The following is a 12,378-nucleotide window of genomic DNA, read 5'->3' on the forward strand; positions in this document are numbered from 1 at the left end:
GGTGATACTACCAATGGAGGTGTTTTTTGTGAAAAGAAAATTTTCTAAAAAGGTGATTTCAATATTGCTCGTATTTGCAATGCTCATCGGCGGAGCGTGTCTTTCATGCACGAATGCAGCGGCATTTGACCTTGACTATATCAGCGAGGACGGAATGAAGCTCGGTTACAGTATAATCAAGGGCTATTCAAAAATGTCGATGAAAAAAGGTCAGTACAAGGACGGGAAAATTGCCGTTTACTGCGGACTTGATGTGAATAATCTATATGTTATGGGTTCGCTCGGTTGGTTCTATATGACAAACGGTGTTGATCTCGACCGTGCAATGACGGATAACGATTACGCAATGGAGATGATTGCAAAGCTTGATTCGCATCTTCAAGGTGCAGGCATAACAAATGACAGGGCAAAAGAAAAGAAAGCCGAGATTTTAAAGGATGCAAAGTATGTTTATCAATGCTTTGACACATTGGGACTTTACATTGTTGATGTTGACAAAAACAGAGCCGATGAACTCATGAACGACAGCGGTATTGATTTTGTGCTTGACGGCGGTTGCGTTCCCAAAAATATGAAAGACCTCAACATTGACGGAAAAACAGATGAAAAGGACGCTGAGCTTATTCAGAAGTATCTTATCAAAGACCTGACCTTTGACGATTATGACGAAAATCAGTATGCTCTTTTTGTTTGCGATATCAACGGTGACAAAACTCCCGATATTCGTGATGCGACAGAAATCTTAAAAAAGTGACAATTGTCATAATTTGTGCAAAGTGAATATGATTTTAACTGCGACAGCTGTAATTTTAGCTGTCGCTTTTGATTTGTGACAGCAATGTGAAACTTTGAATAATTATTTGTAATTTCTCTTGACATTCAAAATGAAGGTGCTATAATTACTGATACAAATTGTTTTGTATCGAACTATTCTATATAGAACAATATCTCATAAGTGTGATTTCGGAGGTGAAATAATGTGTGATGACAAAAGCGTAAAAAGCTGTAAGTGCAACAAACGCTTTAATGATTCAATCGGTCACGAAATCAAGGTGCTTAATCAGGTTTTGCAGAGAAAGTTAATCTATTCCGCCAAGGATAAGGGAGTGGATAAGCTGACTCTTATGCACGGCTGGATTATTGCATATCTTTATGATCATTGTGATGAAGATGTTTACCAAAAAGATATTGAAAACGCATTTTCAATTGCCCGTTCAACCGTTACAAGTATTCTTAAACTTATGGAAAAGAAAAATTACATAACGAGGGAGAGCGTTGAAAGTGACGCAAGGCTCAAAAAACTTGTCTTGACCGAAACAGGTATTGAACTTCATTACAAAATCGAAAATATGATAACCAAAAACGAAACTTTGCTTGACAGTCTGCTGACAAAAGAAGAAAAGAAACAATTTCTTTTTCTTATAAATAAAATTCTCAGCGGACTTGAAAATGCAAATTAAAACGGAAGGAGATAAGTATGATAAAAACTTTGGCAAAAAATATCAAAGGTTTCGTCAAAGAGTCTGTTCTTACACCGTTCTTTATGATACTCGAAGTAATTGTTGAAACAATTATTCCGTTTCTTATGTCATCAATGATTGACGACGGTATCAACAAGGGCGATATGCAGCACATACTCATAACGGGCGGTTATATGGGCGCACTTGCACTCACGGGCTTGTTTGCAGGTATGATGGGCGGTATCTACGGTGCAAAAGCTTCGGCAGGCTTTGCAAGAAACCTCAGACGCTCAATGTTTGCAAATATCCAGTCATTCTCGTTTGCCAACATTGACCGTTACTCAACCGCAGGACTTGTTACCCGTATGACAACGGATGTAACAAATCTTCAAAATGCATATCAGATGCTTTTAAGAATGTGTTTCAGAGCGCCTGTATCGCTCATCTGTGCAATGGCAATGACATTCATCATCAATGCAAGGCTTGCCTGTATTTATCTCATTGCAACAATTTTACTTTCTGTTGTTCTTGCCTTTATTATGAAGGCAACATACAAGTATTTCAGTCAGGTTTTTGAAAAGTACGATGAACTCAACGCAAGCGTTCAGGAAAATGTAACTTCAATCAGAGTTGTAAAGGCTTTCGTTCGTGAAAAGCACGAGGTCGGCAAGTTTCGCAAGGCAGCCGACAATGTTTACAGACTCTTTGTTAAGGCTGAAAATGCAATGGTAACAGTATCACCGATTATGATGGTTACTTCATACGCATCAATCATTCTTGTAAGCTGGTTTGGCGCAAATATGATCGTAAGCAGTGAGCTTACAACAGGTGAACTTACAAGTATGCTCACATATTGTATGAACATTCTTATGAATCTTCTTATGGTGGCAATGGTGTTTGTAATGCTCACAATGAGCATTGCAAGCGGTAAGCGTGTTGCAGGTGTGCTTAATGAAAAATCAACGCTTGCAAATCCCGAAAACCCTGTTTACGAGGTTAAGGACGGAAGCATTGAGTTTGACAATGTTTCATTCTCATACAACACAAAAGCCGAAAAACCGATTCTCAACGATATCAACCTTAAAATCAAATCAGGCGAAACAATCGGTATTATCGGCGGTACGGGTTCTTCAAAAACAAGCCTTGTAAACCTTATTGCAAGACTTTATGATGTAACCGAAGGTTCTGTTAAGGTCGGTGGAAAAGATGTTCGTGACTATGATATCGAAACTCTGCGTGACAAGGTTTCGGTTGTGCTCCAGTCGAATGTTCTTTTCAGCGGTACAATCCTTGACAACCTAAGATGGGGCAACGAAAATGCTACAGAGGAAGAATGCGTCAATGCCTGCAAGCTTGCGTGTGCAGATGCGTTTATCGAAAGCTTCCCCGATAAGTACAACACAAAAATCGAACAGGGCGGTACTAATGTTTCGGGCGGTCAGAAACAGCGCCTTTGCATTGCAAGAGCTTTGCTGAAAAATCCGAAAATCCTTATCCTTGATGATTCGACAAGTGCAGTTGATACCGCAACAGACGCAAGTATCCGCAAGGCATTCAGCGAGAATATCCCCGATACTACAAAGCTGATTATTTCACAGCGTGTATCAAGCGTTTCACACGCAGACAAGATTATTGTAATGGATGACGGTGAGATAAGCGCAGTGGGTACTCACGAAGAGCTTATCAAAAACAGTCCGATTTACAATGAAATTTATGTTGCCCAGACAAGCGGCAACGGTGATTTTGATGCGAAAGGAGAGCTGTAATTATGCCGGGACCAATGGGAAGAAGAAACCGAGGACCTGCACAAAAGGTTGAAAATTCAGGTCAGGTTCTTAAAAGACTATTCGGTATTATCTTCAAAAAATATAAATTTCAGATGATTATTGTTTTCGTCTGCATCCTCATCAGCGTACTTGCAAATGTTCAGGGTTCATTGTTTATTCAGAATCTTATTGACGATTACATCACTCCGATGATTCAGAGCGGCAGCCGTGACTTCGGACCGATGCTCGGAGCAATTTTAAGAGTTGCAATCTTCTATGCAATCGGTGCAGCGTCGGCGTTTATCTACGCAAAAATTATGGTTTATGTAACACAGGGTACAATGCGTGATTTGCGTTGTCAGATATTTGAACATATGGAAAGCCTTCCGATAAAATACTTTGACACACACCCTCACGGCGATATCATGAGTGTTTACACAAACGATATTGACACCCTCCGTCAGATGATCAGCCAGAGTATTCCTCAGCTTTTCAACAGCGGAATTACAATCATAGCCGTTCTTGTCAGTATGTTTACACTCAGTATTCCTCTTACAATTCTTACACTTGTAATGGTTGGTGTAATGCTTTTTGTAACAAAACAGCTTGCGTCAAGAAGCGGAAGGTTTTTTGCAAAACAGCAGGCAGACCTCGGTGCGACTAACGGTTACATTGAGGAAATGATGAACGGTCAGAAGGTTGTAAAAGTATTTAACCATGAAAAAAAGAGCATTGAAGAATTCAATGAGCTTAATGACAGGCTTTTCAACAGTTCATACAACGCAAATAAGTTTGCAAATATCCTTATGCCGATTAACGCACAAATCGGTAACATCAGCTATGTACTTTGTGCAATCGTAGGTTGTATCTTTGCTCTCAACAACTTCCTCGGATTTACAATCGGCAAGCTTGTAAGCTTCCTCACATTCAACAAGAGCTTTACCCAGCCTATCAATCAGGTCAGCCAGCAGTTTAACTCAATTGTTATGGCGCTTGCAGGTGCGGACCGTATATTCAAACTTCTTGACGAAGAGCCTGAGGTTGATGACGGATATGTAACACTTGTCAATGTCCGCAAAGAGGGCGACAGGCTTGTTGAAACAGAGGAAAAAACAGGTATGTGGGCTTGGAAGCATACCCACAGTGAAACAGGCAAAACAGAGTACCGTGAACTCAAGGGTGCGCTTGTTATGGACGATGTTGACTTCGGTTATACAGATGATAAAATCGTTCTTCACAATATTGATTTGTACGCAGAACCGGGTCAGAAGATTGCGTTTGTCGGTTCAACAGGTGCAGGCAAAACAACAATCACAAACCTTATTAACCGATTCTACGATATTCAGGACGGTAAAATCCGTTATGACGGAATCAATATCAACAAAATCAAAAAAGGCGACCTTCGCCGTTCGCTCGGTATAGTTTTACAGGATACACACCTGTTCACGGATACCGTAATGGAAAATATCCGCTACGGCAGACTTGACGCAACAGACGAAGAGGTTATCGCAGCGGCAAAGCTTGCCAACGCAGACAGCTTTATCAGAAAACTTCCTGACGGCTACAACACCCTGCTCAAAGGTGACGGCGGCAACCTCAGTCAGGGACAGCGCCAGATGCTTGCAATTGCAAGAGCCGCTGTTGCAGATCCGCCCGCACTTATCCTTGACGAGGCTACAAGCTCAATTGATACCCGTACCGAAAAGATGGTTCAGGACAGTATGGACAGGCTTATGAGCGGCAGAACAACCTTTGTTATTGCCCACAGACTTTCTACAATCAAAAATTCAGACTGTATTATGGTTCTTGAAAACGGCAGAATCATCGAGCGTGGTTCACACGAACGGCTTCTTGAACAAAAGGGCAGATACTATCAGCTTTATACAGGCAAAACCGCATAATGATAATCGAAAGGGGAGAGTCGCAAAGGCTCTCCTTTTTCTGTTCTTGAAATATTGACTTGTTTATTGTACAATAAGACTCAGAATTGTGAGGTGTTAAAAATTAAAATTAATTCAAAATTAATATTAATATTAAAGCTTACTGCATTGTTTGCGGTAATCTGTCTTGCACTTTGTTCGTGTTCAATCAATATCAATGTGAACGGTTCCGATTCGGAAAGCAAAACAACTGTTTCGGAAATCGGAACTTTATCGGTTCATTACCTTGATGTCGGGCAGGGCGACAGCATATTCATTGAACTGCCGAATCAAAAGTGTATGCTGATTGACGCAGGCGAGAATATGTACGGCAAAAGTATTACCGAATATATCAATAATCTCGGATACACAAGGATTGATTATCTCGTAGCAACTCACCCTCACGCAGATCATATCGGTTCAATGGCTTATGTTGTAAAGCATAACGATATCGGTGAAATCTATATGCCTAAGGTTACAACCACAACCAAGACCTATGAGAATCTGCTCACGGCAATTGCAGACAAGGGACTTAAAGTCAAGTCAGCCAAAGCAGGTATGAATATTATTGATGACAACGATTTCAACATAAATATTCTTGCTCCCGTAAAGATTGACGAGGATAATCTGAACAATTGCTCGATAATTCTTAAAATGAATTATAAAAATGACAGTTTTCTGTTTCTCGGAGATGCCGAAAAGAAAGAGCTTGAAACCGTTACGGCAGATATGAGTGCAGAAGTTCTTAAAGTAGGTCATCACGGAAGCAGAACATCAACAACAAAAGCGTTGCTTGAAAAGGTAAATCCTAAATATGCGGTTATTTCACTCGGAAAGGACAACAGCTACGGACATCCGCACAAAAGCACATTAAAACTGCTTGATAAATTCGGAGTTGAAACATACAGAACCGATGAAAACGGAACAGTTGTTATTTCAACCGAGGGTTCAGGTGTGACAATCAAAACGGGACAAACTTCAATGAAAAGGGATGAATAAGCTTGAAAAAATTTATTGTTGACAGAATAGAAGGCGACAAGGCTGTTCTCGAGTGTGAAAACGGCGATATGGTGAATCTTGAACTTAAAGCCCTGCCAAAAAATATCAAAGAAGGCGATGTAATCAACTTTCAGGAAAACAGCTATTTTCTGAACAGCGATGAAACAAAAGCCAGAAAAGAAAAAATAAAAAATCTGATGAATTCGCTTTTTGAAGATTAAAAATCATGCAAAAACAAAAATGCTCTGTACCAAATTAAACGGTACAGAGCATTTTTATTTGTAATTGTGTAATCAATGTGTGTTGTCTGCTGTAAGTGACCTTCTGAAAATATGTCTGAAAATGAATCTGACAATCGGGCCTGCAAAAAACAACTGCCAGCAAAGTGCCATAGGGAAGTTGAGTGCGGTAGTTTCAAGCCATACCGAAATAACCTCAACACCCGCATTTTTGAAAATAAGAGTAGCAGCAAGGCTCATAAGAGGACACATAAAGATAACCGAAATTGCAGAAATTGCGAGTACAAGGAAGAAAGGATTATCCTTTGCAGGGTTTACAATCTTAAAAGCAAGCTTTTTGGCAATGTGACCGATAATGAAAAAGTCAAGAATAAATGCAATCGGTCCCATAAAAGAAAGTTCTTTGAAGGCGGAAAGAAAAATTTCGTTTTTCATTCCGCCGATATTAAGAGCTGTGTTGTAGCAGATCATGGCATAAACCATAAAGAACACCATGATAATCGTAAAAATAACTTCCTGAAATTTAGTTTTTGGCATAAAAAATCTCCTTTATAAAAATGATAACTTAGTAAACATATAAGTGTTGTTCGTTATCATTTCCTTAAGGAGAAATGTGCGTTTCCAATTAAACCATTATATATTTCAGAGATTATACTATAATTTTTTTATTTTGTCAACTTCAAAAAAATTTTCATTGCAATTACTCTGTTTAATACATTTTGTGACACTTTTATTACAATTCAGATTCATTTCTCGGTGGATTTTTACTTTGAAATTTGTTATAATACAGATGATTGTGATGAAAATTATACTTAAAACTTGCGGTTCTGTTCAGAAAGGGTATTTTTACTATGGGTGCATCAATTTATATTGCGGATGATGAAAAGAACATTCGTGACCTTATTACAAAGTTTCTTGAGAGTGACGGTTACAGCGTTACCGCATTTGAAACCGGTGACGAGCTTATGGAGGAATTCCTTAAAAAACCGTGTGAACTTGTAATTCTTGATATAATGATGCCCGGAACAGACGGCTTGACAATATGCCGTCAGCTGAGAACGGTAACTGATGTTCCTATAATTATGCTCACGGCAAAGGATTCCGAATATGACTATGTAAGAGGCATAACCCTCGGCAGTGACGATTATCTTACAAAGCCGTTCAGACTTACAACCCTTTTAATGAGAGTAAAATCCCTTTTAAGACGAATGGATATGAACACCAAAAAGGTGACAGGTCAGGAGCTTTCGGATATTGAGGCAGGCAACCTTAGATTTTCAGCAGAGGAAAACTGCCTTTATTGCAAGGGCAAGCCTGTTGCTTTGAGCAAGACAGAGCTTAAAATGCTCACATATATGTTAAAAGACCCGAAAAAGGCATTTCCAAGAGAAGAAATTCTTGATGGTGTGTGGGGATTCGATACCGAAGTTGAAACCCGTGTAACAGATGAAACCTTGCGAAGAATACGCAGAAAATTAAGCCTTGCCGGCAGTAATGTCAGCATAGGCACAATATGGGGCTTCGGTTACAGAATAAGCATTGCGGAGGATAAAAAGTGAAACACATAAAATTCCGTATATTGATTATTGTATGGTCGTCAATGATTTTACTTTTTTTCGCATTTGCAGGAATTTTAAATATAGTTTTGCCGTCCCACTTCGTAAGTGAGGCAGAAGACGCTCTGGAATACGAAATTGATTATCGGTATTATATTTCTAACAGCAACGATGAGAGTGAAGATGATTCTTCGGATTATTATGAAGAAGATTCCAATGAAGAATCAACTGAAGAATCAACTCTTCAAAAAAAGTTTGAGAGCGGTTATCAGGATTCGTATTTCACCTCGGATATTTACTATATTGATGTAACAGACGCTCTTAATGATAAAAATACCTCCGAGGGCAACAGCCTTGTCGGCTCAAATTCAACTTCATTAAAAAGTACATACGAACTCACTGAATGGGTTAAGAATCACAATATATCCGAAGAACAAATATATACACTTCAAACAGACAACGGCTATTATATATTTACCGTTTATGAAGAACCGCAGAATTATGATTATTGGGACGACGCAGAATCCGATGAAAACGATTCGCCCGTGTATTTAATGTACATAAATATCGACCATATCGTAAAATATACCCGTTCGCTCAATTGGCTTATTTCGGCAATTTTTCTTTGCGCAATTGTTGTGATGAGCATAATCGGTTACAGACTCGGCGTTAAAATCGAGGAATCACAGAAAACTCAGCGCAGATTCTTTCAAAACTCTTCTCACGAACTCAAAACTCCTCTTATGGCAATTCAAGGCTATGCCGAGGGTATTGAAATGGATGTTGTAGATCCGCAGAATGCCGCAGGCATAATTATGCAGGAAACCGAGAGAATGACAGGTCTTGTTGAGGAAATTCTTTCAATTTCAAAAATTGATTCACGACATTTTAAGCTTGACCTTGTAAAGATTGACATAAAAGAGGTTCTCTATGATTGCTTCCGCTCACTCGATGCGGTTCAGCAGATGAACGGTGTAAGCATTGTTCCTGAATTTCCCGATGAGGTAATCACGGTAAAATGTGATGAATATCTGATGGCAAGAGCATTTCGTAATATCATTGTGAACGGTCTGAAATATTCCAAAAAGAAAATTACAGTGATTATTGAAACTAATCCAAAGTATGTTTATATCAGGTTCAAGGATGACGGCAAAGGTATTGACCGTGACGATATTGAACATATTTTTGACAGGTTTTATAAAGGCAGTGACGGCGGAACGGGTATTGGACTTTCACTTGCAAAGGAGATTATTCATCTGCACAAGGGCAACGTAACAGCGTATAACTACCTTGACGGTGCTGTATTTGAAGTGAAACTGCCGATTGTTGACTGATTATTTGTGCAAATTGCTGAAAATATAAATAATTACTTACTTGTGACATTTTTGTGATACTTTTTGACGAATTTTGTGGTATTATGTTAATGCGTTTGCAATATGCAATATATAATATTTGGTTAACGAATTTATAATTTGATAATTAATATACAAATATATAATGAGGTGCAGCTATGAACAGCAGTGTGCTGGCTTATCTTGAAAACTCTGCCGACTGTTTTCCCGACAAATGTGCGGTAACTGACGAAAAGGTTTCCTATACATATTCTGAGCTTGTAAAACTCAGCTCTTCTGTCGGAACCGCCCTTTCTGAACTTATCACATCGGGAGATGCAGTAGGCGTATATATGGAAAAATGTGCTGATGCGGTAGCGGCATTTTTTGCTGCCGTGTACGCAGGCGGATTTTATTCTGTTCTCAACACGGAGCTTCCGCAGAACAGACTTCAGACCACAGTTTCCGTACTCAATCCAAGGGTGATTGTAACTTCTGAAAGCTTGCTTGAAACAGCGAAAGAATATTTCTCTGAAAGAAAAATTGTGACCTTTGAAGATTTGGCAAAATCGGAACCTGATTATGCAAGGCTTGGCGAAATCCGCAGCCATAAAATTGACACAGATCCGCTCTACATCAACTTTACTTCGGGTTCAACAGGCACTCCAAAGGGAATTGTTGTGTGTCACAGAAGTGTAATTGACTTTATTGACCATTTTACCGAAATATTCGGCATTGATAATAACGATGTAATAGCAAATCAAGCACCGTTTGATTTTGATGTGTCCGTCAAGGATATCTATTCGGCTGTTAAAACAGGCGCAACTCTTGTTGTTGTGCCGAGGAGAATGTTCTCCGCTCCTGCCGAACTCATTGATTTCATATGTGACCGCAGGATTACTGTTATGATATGGGCTGTTTCGGCTCTCTGCCTTATCAGCACATTCCATGCGCTTGACTACAGAACTCCCGAAACCGTTAATAAGATTCTTTTCAGCGGTGAGGTTATGCCGCTCAAGGCGCTTAAAAATTTCCGTTCACATCTTCCAAATGCAAAGTATGTCAACCTTTACGGACCGACGGAAATCACCTGCAACTGCACATACCATATTCTCGACAACGATTGCGACTATGAAGACGGTATTCCGATAGGCAAACCGTTCCCCAATGAAGATGTTATTCTTCTTGATGAGAATAATAACAGAATTTCAGAGGTTGGCAAAGTCGGTGAAATCTGCGTGAGAGGTACTGCTCTTGCACTCGGTTACTACTCAAATCCCGAACAGAATGCAAAGGCTTTTGTTCAGAATCCCCTTAATCCGCATTATCCCGAACTGATTTACAGAACAGGCGACCTTGCAAGATACAACGAAAACGGCGAACTTGTTTTCAGCGGAAGAAAGGATTTTCAGATTAAATATATGGGACATCGCATAGAGCTTGAGGAAATCGAGCGTGAGATGTCGGCTGTTGACGGTGTTGAGCAATGCTGTTGTATTTTTGATGAGAAAAAATCAAGGCTCAAGGGCTTTTTCGTAGGCTCAATTGAAAAGGACGAGCTTGCCACATCAATGTCAAGAGATTTGCCTGCGTTTATGATTCCGGGCGTTATCCGCAAGGTTGATGAAATGCCGCTAACAAAGAACGGCAAAATTGACCGTAAAAAGCTTGCTGAAATTGCAGGGGGCAGAAGAAAATGAACGAAATATTAAAGCAGAACAAAACTGCATTCTATGTTTTTGATGTAAAAACTCTCAAAGACAGAGTATCATATCTCAGAAAAATGCTTCCCGAAAATGTTGCAGTCTGCTATGCAATCAAGGCGAACACATTCATTACGGCAGAACTTGAAAATGATGTTGACCGCTTTGAAATCTGCTCACCGGGTGAGGCTGAAATCTGCGATTTACTTGATATTCCCGATGAAATGATGGTGATTTCGGGTGTGTACAAAACTCCCGAAGTTATGGAAAATATGGTTGCAAACGGAAAATGCGACAGAATATTCACCGTAGAGTCACTTACACAGTTTAATCTTTTCAGAGAATTGTCCGAAAAATATAAAAAGAAAATTTCTTTGCTTTTAAGACTTACAAACGGAAGTCAGTTCGGAATCAATTCCGATGAAATCGAAGAAATTATCTCAAAAAGAAATGAATTTGAATATCTCGACATACTTGGTATTCAGTTCTTTTCAGGAACACAGAAAACCTCTCTCAAAAAACTCAAGAGAGAAATTGACAAACTTGACAATCTTCTTATTCTTCTCAAAGAAAAATATGATTATACCGCAGAAGAGCTTGAATACGGCACAGGATTCCCTGCAGCCTATTTCAAGGAAGATAATATAAATGAGGACGAGCTTATCGGCGGATTTGCACAGCTTTTGAATGAGATGACTTCAAAGCCTAAAATCACGCTTGAACTCGGACGAAGCATTGCCGCAGCCTGCGGTAAATATTACACGCATATCGTTGACAAAAAGTGCAACAAAGGAGAGAACTACCTCCTTGTTGACGGCGGAATGAACCATATTGTGTACTACGGTCAGCATATGGCTATGAAACAGCCATACCTTTCGGTTTGCGGAAAAGAAACCGAGCCGTGTACCGAATCGTGGAATATCTGCGGTTCGCTCTGCTCCATGAACGATATAATCGCAAAACAGATTTCTTTGCCCGATATTGAAATCGGTGATGTAATTTGTTTTGAAAACACAGGCGCTTATTGTATGACAGAGGGAATTTCTTTGTTTTTAAGCCGTGACATTCCCTCGGTTTATATAAAAAAGGAGGACGGAACATATCTTTGCGTCCGTGATTCCTTTGAAACGTTTAATTTAAACAAACCCAATTACAGAAAGGAAACGAATTAAAATGGATGAACTTATTGAGATTTTAGAGGACATTAAACCCGATGTAGATTACGAAGGCTGTGAAAACCTTATTGACGGTCACTATCTTGACTCTCTTTCAATTATTTCTCTTATTGCCGAGATTGAGGACGCTTTTGATGTGACAGTTCCTGCAGTGGAGGTTGTTCCCGCAAACTTTAATTCAGTAAAGGCAATGTGGAGTATGATTGAAAGACTCCAAGAGGAGGAGTAAG

General features: G+C 39.5%; 12 protein-coding genes. 11 read left to right on the forward strand and 1 reads right to left on the reverse strand.

What is annotated here, in order from left to right; all coding sequences use genetic code 11:
• The first annotated feature begins 28 nt into the window (after positions 1–28).
• From QDI94_RS01410 to QDI94_RS01435, 6 genes are all read left to right on the forward strand, one after another.
• On the forward strand, positions 29–754 hold the full coding sequence (locus tag QDI94_RS01410; protein WP_278866553.1) for a hypothetical protein: 726 nt from the start codon (positions 29–31) through the stop codon (positions 752–754).
• 223 nt (positions 755–977) lie between these two features.
• Positions 978–1,460 carry a MarR family winged helix-turn-helix transcriptional regulator gene (locus QDI94_RS01415; protein WP_015523669.1) on the forward strand — a complete coding sequence of 161 codons (483 nt, stop codon included), beginning with the start codon at positions 978–980 and terminating at the stop codon, positions 1,458–1,460.
• A gap of 17 nt (positions 1,461–1,477) precedes the next feature.
• A complete protein-coding gene (locus QDI94_RS01420) occupies positions 1,478–3,226 on the forward strand; it encodes an ABC transporter ATP-binding protein (RefSeq protein ID WP_278866555.1) in 1,749 nt (582 codons plus the stop codon).
• A 2-nt stretch (positions 3,227–3,228) separates the two neighbouring features.
• On the forward strand, positions 3,229–5,127 hold the full coding sequence (locus QDI94_RS01425; RefSeq protein ID WP_278866556.1) for an ABC transporter ATP-binding protein: 1,899 nt from the start codon (positions 3,229–3,231) through the stop codon (positions 5,125–5,127).
• A gap of 93 nt (positions 5,128–5,220) precedes the next feature.
• Positions 5,221–6,144 carry a ComEC/Rec2 family competence protein gene (locus QDI94_RS01430; RefSeq protein ID WP_278866558.1) on the forward strand — a complete coding sequence of 308 codons (924 nt, stop codon included), beginning with the start codon at positions 5,221–5,223 and terminating at the stop codon, positions 6,142–6,144.
• A gap of 2 nt (positions 6,145–6,146) precedes the next feature.
• Positions 6,147–6,365 carry a DUF3006 domain-containing protein gene (locus QDI94_RS01435; RefSeq protein WP_021883312.1) on the forward strand — a complete coding sequence of 73 codons (219 nt, stop codon included), beginning with the start codon at positions 6,147–6,149 and terminating at the stop codon, positions 6,363–6,365.
• Between the two features lie 72 nt (positions 6,366–6,437).
• Here the strand turns inward: QDI94_RS01435 and QDI94_RS01440 are convergent, their stop codons facing one another.
• Positions 6,438–6,920 carry a DUF2798 domain-containing protein gene (locus tag QDI94_RS01440; protein ID WP_278866560.1) on the reverse strand — a complete coding sequence of 161 codons (483 nt, stop codon included), beginning with the start codon at positions 6,918–6,920 and terminating at the stop codon, positions 6,438–6,440.
• 314 nt (positions 6,921–7,234) lie between these two features.
• Between QDI94_RS01440 and QDI94_RS01445 the strand changes: the two genes are divergently transcribed.
• The 5 genes from QDI94_RS01445 to QDI94_RS01465 all read left to right on the forward strand — a co-directional run bounded on the left by QDI94_RS01445 (position 7,235) and on the right by QDI94_RS01465 (position 12,377).
• Positions 7,235–7,942, forward strand: a complete 708-nt coding sequence (locus QDI94_RS01445) for a response regulator transcription factor (RefSeq protein ID WP_278866562.1) — start codon at positions 7,235–7,237, stop codon at positions 7,940–7,942.
• Positions 7,939–9,273 carry a sensor histidine kinase gene (locus QDI94_RS01450; protein ID WP_101029009.1) on the forward strand — a complete coding sequence of 445 codons (1,335 nt, stop codon included), beginning with the start codon at positions 7,939–7,941 and terminating at the stop codon, positions 9,271–9,273. The genes QDI94_RS01445 and QDI94_RS01450 overlap by 4 nt, the downstream gene beginning before the upstream one ends.
• 176 nt (positions 9,274–9,449) lie before the next feature.
• Complete coding sequence (locus QDI94_RS01455; RefSeq protein WP_278866565.1) at positions 9,450–10,970, forward strand: amino acid adenylation domain-containing protein; 1,521 nt, start codon at positions 9,450–9,452, stop codon at positions 10,968–10,970.
• Positions 10,967–12,145, forward strand: coding sequence for a diaminopimelate decarboxylase family protein (locus tag QDI94_RS01460; protein ID WP_278866567.1), 1,179 nt, complete (start codon positions 10,967–10,969; stop codon positions 12,143–12,145). Before QDI94_RS01455 ends, QDI94_RS01460 begins: the two co-directional genes overlap by 4 nt.
• 1 nt (position 12,146) lies before the next feature.
• Positions 12,147–12,377: a phosphopantetheine-binding protein gene (locus QDI94_RS01465; RefSeq protein WP_015523676.1), complete on the forward strand. Its 231-nt coding sequence runs from the start codon at positions 12,147–12,149 to the stop codon at positions 12,375–12,377.
• Position 12,378: the final 1 nt, after the last annotated feature.

This window comes from Ruminococcus bromii (assembly GCF_928721825.1).
In the GTDB taxonomy this organism is placed as follows: domain Bacteria; phylum Bacillota; class Clostridia; order Oscillospirales; family Acutalibacteraceae; genus Ruminococcoides; species Ruminococcoides bromii.